The 18,868-nt window shown below is 71.2% G+C and carries 8 protein-coding genes; 2 read left to right on the top strand and 6 right to left on the bottom strand.

Going from position 1 to position 18,868, the window contains the following annotated elements:
- Positions 1-18 precede the first annotated feature (18 nt).
- Positions 19-678: an isochorismatase family protein gene (locus AOK17_RS12815; RefSeq protein ID WP_055612545.1), complete on the top strand. Its 660-nt coding sequence runs from the start codon at positions 19-21 to the stop codon at positions 676-678.
- A gap of 74 nt (positions 679-752) precedes the next feature.
- On the opposite strand, the gene AOK17_RS12810 is transcribed toward AOK17_RS12815, so the two are convergent.
- From AOK17_RS12810 to AOK17_RS12800, 3 genes are read right to left on the bottom strand one after another with little or no spacing between them, the layout of a single operon-like run.
- The gene (locus tag AOK17_RS12810; RefSeq protein ID WP_055612544.1) at positions 753-986 is read right to left on the bottom strand and encodes a hypothetical protein; all 234 of its coding nucleotides are present in this window, start codon (positions 984-986) and stop codon (positions 753-755) included.
- A complete protein-coding gene (locus AOK17_RS12805; RefSeq protein WP_055612543.1) occupies positions 983-2,557 on the bottom strand; it encodes an amidohydrolase in 1,575 nt (524 codons plus the stop codon). The genes AOK17_RS12810 and AOK17_RS12805 overlap by 4 nt, the downstream gene beginning before the upstream one ends.
- Before the next feature lie 31 nt (positions 2,558-2,588).
- Positions 2,589-2,801, bottom strand: a complete 213-nt coding sequence (locus AOK17_RS12800; protein WP_055612542.1) for an MbtH family protein — start codon at positions 2,799-2,801, stop codon at positions 2,589-2,591.
- 171 nt (positions 2,802-2,972) lie between these two features.
- Here AOK17_RS12800 and AOK17_RS12795 point away from each other — a divergent pair, with 171 nt between their 5' ends.
- Positions 2,973-4,097: an alpha/beta hydrolase-fold protein gene (locus AOK17_RS12795; RefSeq protein WP_055612541.1), complete on the top strand. Its 1,125-nt coding sequence runs from the start codon at positions 2,973-2,975 to the stop codon at positions 4,095-4,097.
- 172 nt (positions 4,098-4,269) lie between these two features.
- Here the strand turns inward: AOK17_RS12795 and AOK17_RS12790 are convergent, their stop codons facing one another.
- The 3 genes from AOK17_RS12790 to AOK17_RS12780 are packed head-to-tail and all read right to left on the bottom strand — an operon-like array spanning position 4,270 to position 18,821.
- On the bottom strand, positions 4,270-5,973 hold the full coding sequence (locus AOK17_RS12790; protein ID WP_055612540.1) for an ABC transporter ATP-binding protein: 1,704 nt from the start codon (positions 5,971-5,973) through the stop codon (positions 4,270-4,272).
- A complete protein-coding gene (locus tag AOK17_RS12785; protein ID WP_055612539.1) occupies positions 5,960-16,975 on the bottom strand; it encodes a non-ribosomal peptide synthetase in 11,016 nt (3,671 codons plus the stop codon). Before AOK17_RS12785 ends, AOK17_RS12790 begins: the two co-directional genes overlap by 14 nt.
- 58 nt (positions 16,976-17,033) lie before the next feature.
- Positions 17,034-18,821, bottom strand: coding sequence for an ABC transporter ATP-binding protein (locus AOK17_RS12780; RefSeq protein ID WP_055612538.1), 1,788 nt, complete (start codon positions 18,819-18,821; stop codon positions 17,034-17,036).
- Between the last annotated feature and the right edge of the window lie 47 nt (positions 18,822-18,868).

Below are 18,868 nucleotides of genomic sequence, written 5' to 3'. Positions count from 1 at the left end.
TCAGGGAGGAGTCCGCCCATGGGCTTGCCGGTCATCAACTCCTATCCCATGCCCGACCGTTCCGCGGTGCCCCCGTCGGGCCCGCCCTGGACGATCGATCCGGCACGGGCCGCGCTGTTGATCCACGACATGCAGAACCACTTCGTCCAGGCCTTCCCGCCGGACTGCTCGCCCGTCGTGGAGCTGCTCGACAACAGCGCCACCCTGCGCGAGCTCGCGGGGACGCTCGGCATGCCGGTGGTGTTCAGCGCCGAGCCGGCCGCCCAACGCCCGGGCCAGCGAGGGCTGATGACCGACATCTGGGGCCCCGGCATCGGTCAGGAGCCCGGCGACGACGCGGCGATCGTCACGGAACTCACGCCCAGAGTGGGAGAACACGTGCTGGTGAACGTCCGCCACAACGCCTTCCTCCGCAGTCATCTGGGCCGGCTGCTGCGCTCCGAGGGGCGCGACCAGTTGATCCTCTGCGGGGTGCGGGCACATCTCGGCATATTGCTGACGGCCGCGGACGCCTTCATGAACGACATCCAGCCGTTCGTCGTGGCCGACGCGGTGGCCGACTTCTCCGCCGAGGACCACTCCATGGCGCTGCGGTGGATCGGACGCACCAGCGTCGTGTGCACCACCGACCAGCTGATCCGCCAGCTCCTGCACGGCAGGGCGGCACAGAGCATGTGATGCCGCGGCACGGAGCATGTGATGCCTTAGCCCTCGCGTCTGCCCTCGCCCTCACCTTCGCCGACGCGGGTCGTTCACGAGCAGGGGCGACCCGGGTAGTCGTCGCTCTCCGGTACGCCCGCCTCGCGCATCCTGCGTACGACCTCCTGCCGGACACGCTCGTCGTCGATGTCCACCAGGCCGTTGGCGTCCCGGTCGAACACCAGGATGTCGTCGGCGGTGTCCCAGAGGACCCACCGGTGCGGGTAGGGCGACCCCTGCCACAGGTGGGCGTACCGGGTGTTGTCGTTGTCCGTCCGCGTGCTCACGACGCGGCCTCCTCGGTGTCACGGCCGTCGACGAACGTCGCGACCACCTCGATGTCGCCGATGCCCGAGACGTCGACGCTCCTCGGGTCGTCGCCCAGGACGACCAGGTCGGCGCGTTTCCCCGGGGTCAGGCTCCCCGCGCTGTCCTCCCAGTGGCAGGCGAAGGCGCCGGCCACGGTGTACGCGCGCAGGGCCTCGTCGACCGTGATGCCCTCGTCCGGACCGATGACCTGACCCGACGTGGACGCGCGCTCGACCATGAACTGCACGGCCCTGAGCGGCGATCCGTCCGCGACCGGCCGGTCGGAGCTGCCCACGAGCGTGATCCCGTGCTCCAGGAAGCCCCTCCCCCGGTACAGCCAGGGCGCCCGCTCCTCCCCCATGATCGCCGCGTAGTCGTCGCCGAAGTAGCGCAGGAAGTTCGGCTGGATCACGGCCGTCACGCCCAGCCGCGCGAAGCGCTCCAGCTGGTCGGGCCGGATCAGGCCCGCGTGCTCGATGCGGTGCCGGGCGCCGGGTCGCGGCCGGATCCGCTGTGCCCGCTCCAGGGCGTCCAGGGCGACATCGGCCGCCCGGTCGCCGATGGCGTGCACGGCGAGCTGCCAGCCCGCGAGATGGCCGTCGACGATCGTGTCGGCGAGGGTCTCGGGGTCGTCCTGCAACTGGCCCGTGTGGTCGAGTCCTTGGTACGGGGCGGTCAGCGCGGCCGTACGGGCCATCATGCCGCCGTCGGTGTAGATCTTCAGCGCGCCCACGGAGAGCCGGTCGTCGCCGAACCCGGTACGCAGCCCGAGGTCGAGGGCGCGGGGAATGCCGTCGTCGGCGTGCGCGGTGACGGGGCGCAGCCGGTCCGCGGACACCATGAGCTGCACCCGGAGCGGCAACTTGCCCTGTTCCTGGGCGAGTTGATAGGCGCCGAGCTCGACCGGGCTGTGACCGAACAGCACGCCGCCGATACCCGCCTCCGCGCAGGCCGTCACCCCTTCCGCCAGACAGGTCCGGGCGGCCAGCCCGATCGCGTCGGCCAACTCCTGCTGGGAGAACGGCAGTCGAAGCGCCCGCGCCGCTCCCATGGCACCCTCTGCCAGGAAGCCTTCCTCATGCGGGAGTTCGGCGGGCAGCAGGTCCAGGACGGCCGTGTTGACCATGCAGCCGTGTCCGGAGTCGTGCATCATGAAGACTTTTCGCCCGGCGCTGACCTTGTCCAGCTCGGCGGCGGTCAGATGGCGCCCGAGGCCACGCTGGTCGTACCCCGCGAGATCCGCCCAGCCCCCTTCCGGCGTACGAGCCACCGCCTCCGCCACGGCGGCGAGCACGTCCTCGACCGAGGAGCACGGGGCGACGCTCGGTGTCCCCGCCTTGAAGCCGGTCCAGGCCAGGTGCACATGACTGTCGATGAACCCGGGCAGCACGGTGGCACCCTGAAGGTCGATCACCTCACGGGCCGGCAGGGAGGTCACGGCTTCGTCCAGGCCCACGATCCGGCCCCGCCAGATGCCCAGGTCATGAGCGACGGGGTGGTCCGGATCCATGGTGAGGAAGCGGGCGTTCGTCAGTCTGGCGCAGAGCATCAGCGGTGTCCCCCCGGAGTGGTCGGCAGGGTCACGCGTCCCTGGACGTCGCGAGGGACCGGGGGCGCAGATCGGTCCAGTGCGCCTCGATGTAGTCCAGGCACGCCTCTCGGGTGTTCTCGTCGAAGGCGACCGTCCAACCCCCGGGCACCTCGGCGAAGGACGGCCAGAGCGAGTGCTGGCCCTCGTCGTTCACCAGGACCAGGAAGCGGCCTTCGGTGTCGTCGAAAGGGTTGGTGCTCATGTTCGGTGGCCCTTTCAGGAAGCGCATCGGGGAGGGAGCCGGGGTGGAATCAGGGATGGAGAGGAATGCCATGATTAGGTTAGGCTCGCCTAATTAGAAGCGAGCTTATCCTTCTCCCCTTCCCTCTCACAAGGAGACCTGCATGCGCCTGGCGATCGAAGGGGTCCGGCCGTGACCGATGCCGTTCCCGGCCTCGCGGCCGACAGGGAGAGCGCCTTCGTCGCGTACGGACTGCCCGGCGAACCCGGCTCCGACGAGTTCTGGGCGGCGGCGGGTTCACCCGCGTCGGTCCCTGACGACAACGGCAGTTGGGTGACCCTGTTCCTGTGGCGCGGCTCTCCGGCGAGCATCGAGTTCGAGAGCTGGTCGGAGCCCGTACCCCTGCGCCAGTGGGGCGACACGGACTGCTGGTACGCCGAGGTGCCCATGCCCGCGCGGCTGCGGGTGACCTACCGGTTCCTCTCGGGCGACGAGGCGTACGCCGACCCGTTCAACCCGGTCGGTGCGGGCGGTGACCGGTCCATCGCCGCGACCCCGGACGCCCCGGCCCAGCCGCACTGGCCCGTCATCGGCGCCGATGTCGTACTGCCCCTCCCGCTCACCCGGCTCCGTTGGACCAGTGAACGGCTCGGCGGGCGGCGTACCGTACGGATCCATCCGGTGGGCGGCGGCGGACCGGTGGTCCTGCTGCTCGACGGGGACGACTGGCTCTACCTTCACCCGGCCATGACCGCGTTCGACTCGGCCGTCGCCAGTGGTGAGATGCCCCCCGTCACCCTCGTCTTCCTTCCGAGCAAGGACAGGGCGGCCGAGTTCGCGTGCGGGCGCGAGCTCTGGGAGGCGGTCCGGGACGAACTGCTGCCGCTGGTGGCGGAGTCCGACGTCCCCTCCGACCCGGATCGGCTGGTGGTCGCCGGGCAGAGCCTCGGCGGGCTCAGCGCGGTGTACGCGGCGCTGGAGTTCCCGGAGTTGGTGTCGCGCGTCGCCTGTCAGTCCGGGTCGTTCTGGTGGACGCCCGACGCGATGGGTCTGGCGGATCCGTTCGGCGGGCCGCTCGGTGGGGCCATCGCGGCGCGGTTGCGGGACCGGGGGGCCGAACTGACTGGGCTGCGGGTTGCGTTCGATGTGGGGGAGCACGAGGGGCGGATGTTGCCGCACTGTGAGGTGGTTGAGGCGTTGGCCTCTGAAGCCGGGGCGACCGTACGGGTTTCGCGATCGCCCGCGGGGCACGATCGGGCCGGCTGGCGACATGCCCTGTTGAGGGATGTGGCCTGGGCGCTTGACGCTCCGCGGTGAGCGCCGTGATTTTCTGCGGGGTCGGCGGGGGCTGGCCGCGCAGTTCCTCGCGCCCCTAAAAGACCGCGCCGTTCCCCGCGTCCCTCAAAGACCGCGCCGTTCCCCGCGCCCCTAAAGGCAAAAGACTGCGCCGTTCCCCGCGCCCCTAGAAAGCCGCAGGCCTGTCAGGAAGTTACCGGGCCACCGCCGAGCAGTAGGTCTCGTCCTTGGCGAGGAGGTTGCGGTGGGTGTCTTCTGCTGTGATTACGCCGTCGTCCAGGACCAGGACTCGGTCGGCGGCGTCGAGGAGGGCCGGGCTGCTGGTGAGGACGACGGTGGTGCGGCCTCGGCGGAGTTTCGCGATGTTGCGGGCGATGAGTTGTTCGGTGACCGCGTCGACGGCCGTCGTCGGGTCGTGCAGGACGAGGACGTCGGTGTCGGCGGCCAACGCGCGGGCCAGGGACAGGCGTTGGCGCTGTCCTCCTGAGAGGTTCGCGCCGCGGTCGCGGACGCCGTGGTCGAGGCCTTCGCGGTGTAGGGCGACGACATCGGTCAGCAGGGACGCCTCGACGGCCTCGGGGACGGTCCGGCTGGTGCCGGACGGGTCGATGTTCGTGCGGAGGGTGCCCGCGAAGATCTCCCCGTCGTAGGGGTTCACCAGCATGTGCTCGCGCACCGCCTCGACCGACAGGTCCGCGAGCTCCTGCCCGCCGACCCGCACGGCTCCCTCGTACGCCTCGGGCGGGACGTTCACGGCCAGGACCGACGCGAGGTCGGCCGCCGAGCGGGGCTGGTAGACGGCGATCGCCACGAACTCGCCGGCCGGCACCTGGAACTTCACGTCGCGCAGGGTCCCGTACCGGACACAGTCGATCTCCAGGGCTCCGCCCTCGGACGGGCGCTCCGGGCCCGGCGTCGTCACCGGCGGCGCGGTCAGGACCAGCGCCATCCGCTCGGCGGACGCGCGCGCGATCATCACGTACTTCGGCATCTCCGAGAACAGTTTGAGGGGTTCCATGATGAACTGCGCCAGGCCCACGGCCATGACGAGTTCACCGATGGTGATCTCGCCGCCGAACGCGAGCCAGCCGGCCGTGAGGGTCACGGCGGCGGCGAGGACCGCGTTGAGGGCCAGCGCGGTGCCCGCGTAGACGCCGTTCACCTTGGCGACGGTGATCGCCTGGTGCTTGGCCTCCGTGCTGACCTTCCGGTAGGAGCGGAACGCCGCGTGGTTGCCGCCGAAGCCGTGCAGCGGGCGGAGGCCGATGATCAGGTCGGCGACCTTCGCCCCGGCCCGTGCGACCCGGGCCTGCTGTTCCTGGGTGCTGGCGCCGATCCGCTTGGACATCACGCTCAGGACGGACAGGATCGCGACGGTTCCCACGATCACCAGCAGACCGAGCCGGATGTCGGCCAGGCCCAGCGCGACCGCCGCGACCACCACCGCGACCAGCGAGCTGATCAGCAGCGGGACCACCTCGATGATGTCGGCGGTCTGGTCGGCATCCTCGGTGGCGATGGTCAGGATCTCGCCGGACTTGAGGTCGACGTCCCTGGCCACCGGCTGGAGTCCGCAGGCCGCGACCCGCACCCGCCAGCGGTGTGCCTCGGTCGTGTTGGCCTTCTGCAGGACGCGCATCCCGAACCGCCACGACAGCGACACGGTCGTGATGATCACGGCCAGCGCGCCGATCGACAGGCCGAGCGCGCCCAGGGTCCGGTCGCCCTGCATCGTGTGTTCGACGATCAGGCCGAGCGCGATGGGAAAGGCCGTCTCACCCGCCTGGTAAAGGCCCATGAGGACGGTGCCCCAGACCATGGCGCCGATGTTGCGGCGCAGAGCGGTACGGAGGATGTCGGACCCCGGTCGGGGCCGCTGCGTGTCAGGAGTTGTCATCGAGATGGTGGGCAATCGCTTCCGGGGTTCGCAGGGTCAACAGGTCTCGGATGGTGATCACAGGACCGTACTCCCGGCGGAGCATCCCGATCAGCCGTACCGCCAGCATGGAGTGCCCTCCGAGGGACACGAAGTCGCTCACAGCGCTCACCTCGTCGTCGTCCAGGTCCAGTGCCTCGGCGAAGAACTCGCACACCGTGGTCTCGGTCTCGGTCTCCGGTCCGCGCTCCCCCGCCGTGGTCAGCGCGCCCAGCGGCTTGGCCTCCGGCAGCGCCTTGGTGTCAGCCTTCCCGTTCACCGTCAGCGGGATGCTGTCGACCTCCGCGTAGTGCGTCGGGCGCAGGAAGTCCGGGAGCCCGGTGCCCACTTCGGCTGCGACGGCCGCCAGGTCGGAGCCGTCGAGCACGAGATAGGCGGCCAGCCGGTACGCCCCGTCGACCTGTGGGTCGGGCTGGGCGACCGCGGCGACGAACCGCACCGCCGGGTGGGCCGCGAACAGGGCCTCGACCTCGCCCAGTTCGACCCGGTGTCCGCGGATCTTGACCTGCTGGTCGGTGCGGCCCAGGTACATCAGGTTGCCGTCGGGCCGCCTGACCACCAGGTCCCCGGTGCGGTACATGCGCTCGCCGGGTTCGCCGAACGGGCAGGCGACGAAGCGGTGCGCGGTCTGGGCGGGCTGCCCGAGATAGCCGCGCGCGATGCCGATGCCCGACACGTACAGCTCACCGGGAACCCCGTCCGGAAGCGGGCGCAGCCACGGGTCCAGTACGTACACGTCGGTGTTGTCGATCGCCACGCCCACGACCGGGTCCTGGCACTCGAAGGTGCCGACGCCGAGGGTGTTGATCGTGTACTCGGTGGGCCCGTACAGGTTGTAGCCGACGGTTCCCTCGGTCTCGGCGAGCCGCTGCCACAGCGTCGGGGTGACGGCCTCGCCGCCCAGCAGCACCAGCGCCGGCCGTCGGTCCGGGTTGTCCAACAGCCCTTCCGCGACCAACTGTTGTGCGTAGGTCGGGGTCACGTTGATGACGTCGATCCCGAATTCGAGGCAGTACTCGACCAGTCGGGGCGCGTCGCGGCGCAACTCCTCGTCGCAGATGTGAACTTCATGCCCGTCGGCGAGCCACAGCAGCTCCTCCCACGACATGTCGAAGGCGAACGAAACGGTGTGCGCGATCCGGAAGACCCGGTGGTCGTGCTCCGCCAACACCGGCTCGAAGATGCGGCGCTGATGGTTGATCAGCATGTTGGTGAGCCCGGCGTACTCGGTCACCACGCCCTTGGGCTTCCCGGTCGAACCGGAGGTGTAGATCGTGTACGCGGGGTGCCGCAGCCGGTCCGGGTCGTCCGGCGCGAACGTCACGAACGGCTCGGCCTCCGGCAGGGGTCGGTCCAGCTCGATCAGGTCGCCGGTCAGCCGGGGCGAGACGGCGCTCACGGTGAGGATCACGTCCGGGCGGGCGTCCTCGACGATCGCGGCGATCCGCTCGTCCGGGTGGTCCAGTTCCAGCGGCACGTACGCGGCGCCGACGCGCAGCACGGCGAACAGCGCCACGATCGAGTCGAGGGAGCGCGGGATCGCGAGCCCCACGTTCGTCTCCGTGCCGATGCCCCGCTGGGCGAGCACGCCCGCCACCGCGCGGCTGCGGTCCCGCAGTTGGGCGAAGGTCATGGTCGAGCCATGGGCGACGAGCGCCACCCGCTCCGGGTCGCGGTCGGCCGCCCGGTCGAACCGGTCGACCACGGTGTCCGTGCCGACGTCGGTACGTTCGCCCGGCTCGGGCTCCGCGCCCAAGCCCCGCAGTGCACCCACCGGTCCGGTCGACCGGGCCAGGTCTTCGAGGGCGCTCAGGTAGTCGTCGAGGAGACGGCGGGCGTTGTCGGTGTCGCCGTAGCGGTGCTCCAGCTTGACCGTGAGCCGGTCGCCGGGCGTGACGACCCAGGTGAACGGATAGTGGGTGGAGTCGTCGGCCTTCACCGAGGTGATGCCGTGTCTGGCGTTCATCTCGGCGAACGCGTCCATGTCCAGGAAGTTCTGGAGCACGAACAGGTTGTCGAACAGGGTGTCGTGCCCGCTGGCCCGCTGGATCTCGCCGAGGCCGAGGTGCTCGTGCTCCATCGCCTCGACCCTGGCCGTCTGCACGGCCGACAGGTACTGGCGGACCGTGTCGTCCGGCCGTGCCCGAGTCCACATGGGCACGGTGTTGAGCAGCACGCCGACGATGTCGGACAGCCCCTCGCCCTCCCGGCCGGAGACGGTCACGCCGAACACGGCGTCACTGCGGCCCGTACGGGCGCCGAGCAGGAGGCCGAACGCGCCGGTCAGCACCGAGTTCAGCGTGACGCCGTGCGTCCTGGCCGCTTCCCGCAGCAGTTCCGACTGCTCCTCGGACATCTGGTGCACGAGCGCTTGCGGCAGGTCGTCCGAGAGGGACGGCGCCGGTCCGGCGAGCAGCGTCGGGCCCGCGAGGCCCGCCAGGTGCTCCGCCCAGAAGCGTTCCGAAACGGCGGGGTCCTTGGCGCCGAGCGCCCGGGCGTAGTCCTCGAAGCTCGGAGTGGCCGGAGCCGCGTCCAGTGGCTCGCCCGCGACGACGGCCCGGTAGGCGTCGAACAGGTCCCGAAGCATGATCTCGCGGGACCAGCCGTCCCACAGCAGCAGGTGGTAGCTCAGCAGCAGACCGTCGCGGCCGTCGGGCAGCCGCACCACGGTCAGCCGGATCAGCGGCGGCTCCCCCGGGTCGAATCCCGTGTCCCGGTCCCGGGCACGCAGGGCGTCGACCTCGGCGTCCGTCGCCAGCTCGACCGTGTGTACGTCGACCCGTCGGCCCGCCCTGAGGACCTGGACCGGGTTTCCGTCGTCGTCGGTGGAGAAGCCGGCGCCCACGACCGGGTGGCGCCCGATCACGTACGCCATCGCCTCGGCCAGCGCGTCGGTGTCCAGCCGCCGGTCGAAGGTGAACCAGCTCTGCGCGACGTAGTGTCCGGCCGAACCCGCCATCTGGGCCTGGAAGAACAGGCCCCGCTGGAGCGGAGTGACCGGTGCCGTGCGCTCGGCCGTCACGGAGGCGTCCGCGATGTCCTTCAGCGCGCCGAGCCAGTGCTCGGTGATCTCGTCGGGTACGCCCTCGGCGAGGACGAACTCCGCGCGCAGGCTCCCGGATGCCTCGTCGATCCAGGCGTTGACCTCGACGGCGTACGCGCTGCCCTGATCGCCGCCGGTGATGTGCAGCGCCTGGGACTCGCTGCCCCGGCCGAGGTAGTTGAACAGCACCTGCGGGCGGGCGGTCAGAAGCGGTGCCGTCTGCGGGTTGAGGTACCTGAGCCCGCCGTAGGCGACGTGTCCGCACTCGTCCGGCTGGCGTTCGGCGAGCTCGCGCGCCGCCGCGACGGGGTCGGTGTGCGCCGTGAGCCGCACGGGCGCGATGGAGGTGAACCAGCCGACCGTACGGGTGTAGTCGTGGTGGTCGAGGGCCGGGACCCGGCCGTGCCGCTCCAGCTCGACCGCGAGGTCGGTGGGTGACGGCTGGACGCGGGTCAGCGCGGTGCGCAGGGCGCCGCACAGCAGCTCGGTGAGACCGACGCCGAGTGCGGCGGGCGCGGTACGGGTCACGCGGTCGCTCACGTCTGGCGCGAGTACGACCGTGATCTCGCGCAACCTCTCTACCGCGGGGAGCAGTTCGGGCGCCTGGAGCGTGGTGACCCAGTGCCCGAGGTCGTCGATCGCCGAGGTGGCCTGCAGCGTCAGTGCTTCGGCGTACTCGGCGTAGGACGTGGTCGGCGGTGCCAGGGGCGCCCCGCGCAGGGCGGCGGCCAGGTCGTCGAGGAGGATCAGCCAGGACACCGAGTCGACGGCGAGATGGTGCACGGTGACGACCAGGGTCCGGCTCGCCGCCAGCCACGTAAACGCGATGACGTCCCCGGACTCGGGATCGAGCCGACCGGCGGCTTCGTTCGCCGCGGTCGTCGCGGCCTTCGTGTCGGTCGCGTCCGACTCCACGACGGTGACCTCGCGGGCGGGCTCGGTGCGCAGCGCCCACACCCCGTGCTCGGCACGCAGCCGCAGGCGGAGGGCCGGGTGCGCGGCCACTACGGCGTTCGCGGCGCGCTCGACATCGGCCAAACCGGTGCCCTCGGGGGCCACGAGCGTCCTCCCCTGGGCGAACCGGGCGAGCGATCCGCCCAGTTCGCGCTGGCGCAGGATGATCGGCGTCGGCGTCAGCGGGCCGTCCTCGCGGCGGGCGGGTGCCGGGTCCGTCGCCGTGGCCTGCGGTGTGCGCGTGCCCACGTGCTCGGCGAGCGCGCGCGGAGTCCTGAACAGGAACACGTCCCGGGGCGCGATCGGCAGGCCCAGCGCCCTGGCCCGGTTGATCACGGTGATGGCGACGATGCTGTCGCCTCCGGCCATGAAGAAGTCGGTGTCGGCGTCCACGGCGTCGGCGGCGGAGCCGGGCAGGGCCTCCGCGAAGATGCCGACCAGTTCGGTGAGCGTGGAGTTGCTGTCCGCGAGTGCGTCGTGGCTGGTCGCGCCCCGCGGCGGAGCCACATATCGATGCGGCCCCGCGCCACTGAGGGGCGCACCCGCGCGCTCGGCCAAGGCCTTGCGGTCCAGCTTGCCGTTGACCGTCAACGGCAGCGCGTCGACCGACAGCACCCGCCCCGGCACCATGTGCACGGGCAACTTCGTGGACAGGAGGCCGGTGAGGTCACCGGGCACCGAACCCACGACGTGCGCGACGAGATGGTCGCCGCTGTCCGCCACGGTGACGGCCACGTCGACCACGCCGTCGAGTTCCCTGATCGCGGACTCGACCTCGCCCAACTCGATCCGGAAGCCCTTGAGTTGGACCTGGTCGTCGGCTCGGCCCGCGAACTCCAGCTCGCCGTCGAGCGTACGGCGGGCGAGGTCGCCCGTGTGGTACATGCGGGAGCCGTCGTCGGCGAACGGGTTCGCCACGAACCGGCCCGCGGTGAGCCCCGGCCTGCCGAGGTAGCCGAGGGACACCTGGTCGCCGGCCACGTAGATGGCACCCACCCGGCCCGGCGGCACCGGCAGGAGCCGGTCGTCGAGCAGGTAGGTGGCGAGGCCGGGAATCGGACCGCCGATGGGGCTGATGTCGTCGCCGAGGCCGAAGTCCTCGTCGGTCAGCACCCGGTGGGTGACGTGGACGGTGGTCTCGGTGATGCCGTACATGTTGACCAGCTCGGGCGAACCGGTGCCGTGCCGCTCGACCCAGCCGCGCAGCCGCCCGAGATCCAGCGCCTCGCCGCCGAAGATGATCCGGCGCAGTGCGGTGACGGGCTCGCCGGCATGCCGGTCGGCCTCGATGAACTGGTAGAACGCCGACGGAGTCTGGTTGAGCACGGTGACTCCGCGCTCGCGGACCAGCCGGTGGAAGTCGACCGGGGAGCGGGTCAGCCCGTACTCCGGGACAAGGAGCTCACCGCCATGGGCCAACGCCCCCCACAGCTCCCAGACCGCGAAGTCGAAGGAGAAGGAGTGGAACTGGACCCACACGTCGGACGGACCGAAGCCCATGTCGGGCCGGGTGTTCGCGAGCAGCGTCACCACACTGGAGTGCGGGACGACGACCCCCTTGGGTCGACCGGTCGATCCGGACGTGTAGATCACGTACGCGGGGTCGCGCCAACTGACCGCCGGAACGGGCTCGTTGGGGCCCGGCGCCTGCCCATCTCCCTGCGCCTGCTGATCCCCCTGTGACTTGTCCCCCTGTACGAGCACGCGGGCCGGCACGCCCGCCCGGGCCAGCAGTTGGGTGAAGCGTTCCCGCTGCTCGCGGTCCACGAGAACGACCTGCGGAGCGGAGTCGGCGAGGATGTACTCCAGCCGTTCGTCCGGGTACGCCAGGTCCAGCGGCACATACGCACCGCCCGCGCCGACGATCGCGACCAGGGCGACGACCTGCTCAAGAGAACGCGGCACGGCGACGGCGACGCGCTTGCCCGGGCCGACCCCGGACGCACGCAGCACCGAGGCCAACTCGTCCTTCGCGTCCGACAGTTCGCCGTATGTCAGTGACCTGGTGCCGCCGTCGAGACCGCACTGGGTGACGGCGGTGGCGGCCGGGTCCCGGCGCGCGGCGGCGTCGAAGAGTCCGCCCAGGGTGGTCGGAGTGATGCGCGCGGGACGCCTGCCGTCCTCGGGCGCCAGGTCCTCGACCAGGGCGTCGGGCCGGGTGAGCAGGTCGGTGAGGGTCCGGGTGAACGTACGCAGGATCGCCTGGGCGCTCGCCTCCCGCAGCAGTTCGCCGTCGTAGATCAGGTTGAAGCGCGGGCGGCCGTCGAGCGCGCGCTCCACCACCAGGGTCAACGGGTAGTGCGGGGCGCCCTCGTTCACGATGTCGGTGATGACCAGGTCGTCGTCGGGCCCGCGCAGCGCGTCCACGTCGGTCGCGACGTCGAACACCACCAGGGTGTCGAACAGGGAGCCGGCACCGGCCTGGCGGCCGATCCTCGCCAGCGAGACATGCTGGTGGGGCAGCACCGCGCTCTGGTGTTCCCGTACCGAGGTGAGCAGGTCGCGCGCCGTGGTGGTTCCGGCCCAACGGGCGCGTACGGGGATCGTGTTGATGAACAGACCCACCATGTTCTCGATGCCGGGCACCTCAGCGTCGCGCCCGGACACCGTGGAGCCGAACACGACGTCCTTGCCGTGCAGGATGCCGCCCAACGTCACAGCCCAGGCGCTGTGCACGGCCGCGCTCAGCGGCACCCCGGCGGACCGGACGGCCGCGTCGATGTCGTCCGTCGGCTCCACCGCGGTGTCGTCGAACCGGTCGGAGGGGGTGTGTCCCTCGGCGACGAGGGAGGGGCCGGGCAGCTCGGCGAGCTCCTCCTGCCAGACCCGGTCGCTCTCGTCGGCGTCGCGTCCGGCGAGCCAGCGCACGTAGTCGGGGAAGCCGCCGATCGCGTACACGGTCCCCGGCGCGTGGTACTCGGCCAGCAGCGCGCGGAGCATCGGCGGCACCGACCAGCCGTCGGCGATGATGTGGTGCACGGTCTGCACCAGGACGCTGCGGCCGGAGCCCGCGCGGACGAGCGTGTACCGCATGAGCGGTCCGGTGGCCAGGTCGAACCCGGCGCGGCGGTCGCGTTCCGCGTGGTCGCGTATCTCGTCGTCGGTGATGCCGGGGCGGTCCAGCGTGGTGAAGGGCGCCTCGACACCGCTGTCCAGTACGGAGACCACGCGGCCGTCGGTGAGGGCCACGAACCGTGCGGCCAGGTTCGGGTACAGCGCGAGCAGGCGGGTGGCCGCCGCGGCGAGCCGGTCGGCGTCCACCTCGCCGTCCAGCGTGAGCAGTTGCTGCTCGACATAGCTGCCCGCGGAGTCGTCGTCGAAGACCGAGTGGAAGTACAGGCCCTCCTGCAGCGGGGTCAACGGCAGGATGTCCCGCAGCTCCGGGCCGTCCAGGGCGTCGACGTCGGCCTGTGTCAGAGGCACCAGGGGGAAGTCGCTGGGCGTGTGGCCGCCCTGGTCGAGCGCGGCCAGTCCAGCCAGGGCCAGCCGGAAGTACTCGCCGAGCGTCGTGATGTCCTCGTCGGTGAACATCCCGTCGGGCCAGGAGATGGTGGTGCCCAGTTCGTACTCGCCGGTCGAGGCGGCGGGTTCGGCGATCGCGTTGAACTCCAGGGCGCGCGGCAGGCGCATCCTCGGGTCGCGCTTCTCGCCCAACTGGCCCGTGGTGCCCGCGAGTTGCCAGTCGCCGGAGGAGCCCGCGTCGAAGCGGCCCAGGTAGTTGAACAGCACCTGGGGTGCGGGCGCGTCGAACTCGCTCTGGGCCAGGTAGCGCAGGGCGCCGTAGGAGACGCCGTTGTCCGGCACCCGGGCGAGGTCCTCCTTGACCGCCTTGAGTGCGGCGGCCAGGTACTCGGGTGCGGTGAGGTCGCTCGCCGCGCCGGGGTCCACGGTCACCGGGAACAGCGTGGTGAACCAGCCCACGGTCCGGGACAGTTCGGGTTCGAAGCCGGCGCTGCCTGCCACGAACTGTCCTTCGCGGCCGTGGCCTTCGAGTTCGATGTGCGCGAACGTCTGGTCCTGCCCGAGGTCGCGGCGACGGCGGGCGAGGGCGACGGCGAGTGCGGTCAGCAGTACGTCGTTGACGCCCGCGTGGAATTTCGCGGGGATCTCGCCCAGCAGCGCGGCCGTGACCTCGGGGCCGACCGAGACGGTCCGGAGCCGCTCGCGTGCGACGGTGTCGGCCTCGGACAGCGCGCGCCTGCCCACCGGTTCGTCCGCTCCCGGCAGGGGGCGCCGGAAGTAGGCGCTGTCCGCGTCGAAGGCGGCGCGGTCCAGCAGCTGCGTCCAGCGCCGGAAGGACGTACCCACCGGGGGCAGGTCGATCGGCGTGCCCGAGGAGAACTGCCGCCATGCCGTGGCCAGGTCCTCCATCAGGACACGCCAGGACACACCGTCGATCACCACGTGGTGGGCGACCAGGACGAGTTGGCGGGCCTCGCGGCGCCAGACGGCACGCAGCATCGCGCCGTTCGCCGGGTCCAGTCCGTCGGTGGCGAGGGAGACGCACTCGTCGAGCGGCCGGTCGCTCTCCTGCCATCCCGGGGCGGCCTGGCCCGCCTCCGGTATCTCGAAGCTCCAGCGCTCGCCGTGCACCAGCACGGCGCGCAGCATGTCGTGCCGGCCGACCACGGCGGCGAGGATCTCGTCGAGAGCGTCGCCGGTCAGGTCCGCCGGGGTGTTCAGCACCACCGACTGGACGAAGCCGTCGATCGCGTCCGTGGTCTCGCCGAGCCACTGCACGATGGGCGATCCCACGACTGCACCGGTCGCGACATCCCCGTGGTCCACGGTGGAGACGTCCTCACGGCTCGCCACCGCCGCCAGTGCCCCCACCAGGGTGTGGGTGAAGATCTGCCGTGTCGTGACGTAGAGACCGGCGTCGCGCAGCGCGCTGAGCAGCGAGATCGCCAGGATGCTGTCGCCGCCGAGCTGGAAGAAGTCCTGGTCGACCCCGACCTCGTCCAGCTGCAGCAGCGCCGCGATCGCCGCGCACACCGCGCGCTCGTTCTCGGTGGTGGGCGGGACGATCGAGCCCGTCCCGACGGCGGGTTCGGGCAACGCGTTCCGGTCGAGCTTGCCGTTCGCGGTGAGCAGGAACTCCTTCATCACGACGACATGGGCGGGCACCATGTACTCGACCATGTGCTCGGTGGCCCACGCCTTGACCTCGTCCGCGCGCAGGGTCTCGCTCCCGGCGGCCGGGATCACGTACCCCACGAGGTAGGTGCCGCCCGCCGCGTTCTTCTTCGCGACGACGCAGGTGTGCCGTACGCCGGGGTGTTCGGCGAGACCGACCTCGACGTCCTCGATCTCCAGCCGCATACCGCGGATCTTGATCTGGTTGTCGGCCCGGCCGAGGAAGTCCAGCGAACCGTCCGGGGCGAACCTCGCGAGGTCACCGGTCCGGTACAGCCGGGACCCGTCCGCGGCGAAGGGGTTCGCGACGAACCGGGAGGCCGTCAGGCCGGGCGCGTTGACGTAGCCGCGTCCCAGGAGGAACCCGCCCACGTACAGTTCGCCGCCGACTCCGACCGGGACCGGGCGCAGTTCGTCGTCCAGCACGTACAACTGGGTGTTGGGGTTGGCCTTGCCGATGGACGTCGACAGGCGTTCCGCCTCGCCCCGGTAGATGACGTGCGAGACGCCGATCGTCGTCTCGGCCGGGCCGTAGCCGTGGTACATGGGGATGTCGAGCCGGGTGCGGAACCGCTCGTACAGCTCCGGGGTCAGCACCTCGCCGCCGCACCACACGTGCCGCAGGCTGTCCAGGTCTCCGGAGTCGCCGGCGATCTCAAGGAGTACGTCGAGCATGGACGACACCAAGTAGGTGAAGGTGACGCGGTGTTCGGCGATGACGCCGAGCAGGTGGTGCGGGTCGCGTTCGCCGCCCGGCCGCAGGACCACCAGCCGGCCGCCGCTGACCAGCGGCAGGAAGATCTCGTTGATGGAGATGTCGAAGGACAGCGGCGCCTTGAACAGCGACGCGTCGTCGTGGCCGAAGCCGAGGATCTCGTCGACCTGCCACAACAGGCGCTCGCTGATGGCTTCGTGACGGATCATCGCGCCCTTGGGCCGCCCGGTCGAACCGGACGTGAAGATCACGTACGCCAGGGCGTCGCCTTGGACGGCGATCCCGGTCCCGTCGGTGGGATAGGCGCCGAACTTCCAGTCACCGAGGTCGACGGGCACGGCGTCGGGTTCGCCCGGGGCCTGCTCGCCGGAGTCGTTGAGCTGCAGCACGACCCGGGCGTCCTCGATGACGACGGCCCGGCGTGCGGCGGGCCACTGCGGATCGAGCGGGACGAACGCGCACCCGGCCTGGAGCACACCGAGCAGCCCGATCACCATGTCGGCGGAGCGGCCCAGCGAGATGCCGACGACCTGTTCGGCGGTGAGTCCGCGCTCGATCAGGTGGTGCGCCAACTGGCTGGACAGCTCAGCTGCCTGACGGTACGTCAGGGAGCGGTGCTCGTCGACGATGGCAACGGCGTCCGGCCTGGTACGCGCCTGCTCGCGGAACATCTCCACCATGGTCGGGCGGACCCGGTCGGCCTCGGTGTCGTTCCACTCGGCCAGGGCCTCGATCCGCGCCGCCACGCCGGACGGGCCGATGGTGCCGATGGGCCGGTCCGGGAAGTCGGCCAGGTCGTCGAGCGCGAGCTGCGCGTCGGTCTGCATGGTGCCCGCCGGGACGGCGATGCTCCAGCCGTCCCTGCCGGCCTCCCAAGCGCCGCTCTCCCCACCGCCGGGGGCGTCCCCGCCGTTGTCGACCCACGCGAGCACGTCGGCGAACAGCGTGCCGGGGGTGAGGTCGATGCCGTCGGGGCTCTGACCCGTGGCCCAGTACGACAGGCCGATGGCGCACGCCTCGACGATGGTCCGGTCGGAGAAGTCGCCGGTCCGCCTGCGTACGTCGGCAAGGCGTGTGGGAGAAAGCAGTACGAGACGAGCACTCGGTTCCATCATCGAAGACTCAGCGTCCCTTCCAGGTAATGAAAGTTAGCCTAACCTAAATTAGGTTTACCTAACTGCCTTCGCGCCAGGCCCGCCACAGTCGTGCGTAGCGGCCGCCCAGAGCCACCAACTCCTCGTGAGTTCCCTGCTCAACGACGCGTCCCGCGTCCAGCACGGCGATGCGGTCCGCCGCCATCGCCTGGGTCAGCCGGTGCGCCACGAACAGCGTGGTCCGGCCCGCGCACGCGGCCAGCACGGCCCGCTCCAGCTCTGCGGCGCCCTCACTGCCCGCCTCCGCGGTCGACTCGTCGAGCACGACCACCGGCGCGCGGCCCAACACCAGGCGGGCCAGGGCGATCTGGGCGACCTTGGTGACGTCCAGGCGCTCGCCGCCCTCGCCGACCAGGGTGTTCAGCCCTTCTGGCAGCGCGTCGCCCCAGCCGCCGGCGCCGACCGTGCGCAACGCGTCCATCAGCTCGGCGTCGGTCGCCTCCGGCGCGGCCAGCCGCAGGTCGTCGGCGAGCGGACCGGAGAACACATGTGTCTCCTGCGTCAGGATGCTCACCAGGGCCCGCGCCCCGGCCTCGTCCAGACCGGCGAGGTCGGTCGAGCCGACGCGCACCGACCCGGCCTGCGGGGTCCCTATGCCGGCGATGAGCGCGGCCAGGGTCGACTTGCCCGCGCCCGTGGCCCCCACCAGCGCGAGCGAACCACCGGCCGGGATCGTCAGACCGACATCCCTCAGGACCGGTTCCTCGGTGTCGGGATAGCTGAACGTCAGCCCCTCCACCGTCACTTGGTAGGACACGGCGTCCGCGGGCGTGACGGCCTCGTCGCCCACCAGCCGGTCCTCCGCGTCCTCCCCCAGCACCCCGACCAGCCGGGTCAGACTCGCGCCCGACTTCTGCGCCTCGTCGAAGGTGAACATGATGGCGCCCAACGGGGTGAACAGCCGGTGGAACATCAGCGGGGCCGCCGACACCTCGCCCAGGGTGGCGGCATCGGCCTCCAACAGGGCGTACCCGACCACGAGGATCAGGACGAGGCCGATGAACTCGGCGCGGTTCTCCCTGCCGACGAACCGGCCGAAGAACCGGAACACCTCGATGCCGAGTTCGCGCACCCGCCACGACTCGCTGGTGACCTTCTCGCGGACGGCACCCTCCAGGCGGTACGCCCGGACCGTGTCGATCCCGTTCAGGCCACTGATCAACGCCTGCGCGCGGTCGGCCTGGGCCACCCGCTGCTTCCGGTAGAGCGGGGCGGACCGCGGGAGATACCAGCGCAGGGCCAGCGCGTACGCGGGCAGTGCGCCGGCGCCCGCCAGGCCGAGCCGCCAGTCGAGGCCGAACATGCCGACCGTGGCGATGGCGACCAGCACTCCCGCCGAGAACACCGTGGGGATGGCCGTCCGGATGCCCTTGGAGATCACGGCGACGTCGTCGCCGACCCGGGACAGTACGTCTCCCCGGCCGACCTGCTCGATCCGTTCGCTCGGCATCCCGAGCACCGCCCGGACGGCCCCTTCGCGCAGCCGCGCGAGCAGATCCGCGCCCAGCCGCCCGATCAGATACGTCGAGACCGCGGTGGCCACCGCGCCGAACACCGCGGCGGCCACCATCAACACCCCGATCCTGACCAGGATCGAGCGGGACTCGCCCCCGACCACCCCGTCGACCACCCGGCCGAGCAGGAGCACCGGGAGTACCTGGAGCGCCGCCCCCACCACCGTGGTGAGCACGGTGGAGAGGGTCAGCCACGGCACCTCGCGGCAGTGTGCCGCGACCCAGCGGGAGGCTTCACCCCCGGTCGCCGTACGCAGAGTTGCCGGGGCGACGCGTGTGTCGGTAGTGCTCACACCACAACCAGATCGGGTCGGGGACGGGATCCGTTGACCATCGACAT

The organism is Streptomyces phaeochromogenes, from assembly GCF_001418655.1.
GTDB lineage: Bacteria > Actinomycetota > Actinomycetes > Streptomycetales > Streptomycetaceae > Streptomyces > Streptomyces phaeochromogenes.
Note: the sequence above shows the minus strand (reverse complement) of the source record. Positions and strands in the feature narration are given on the sequence as shown.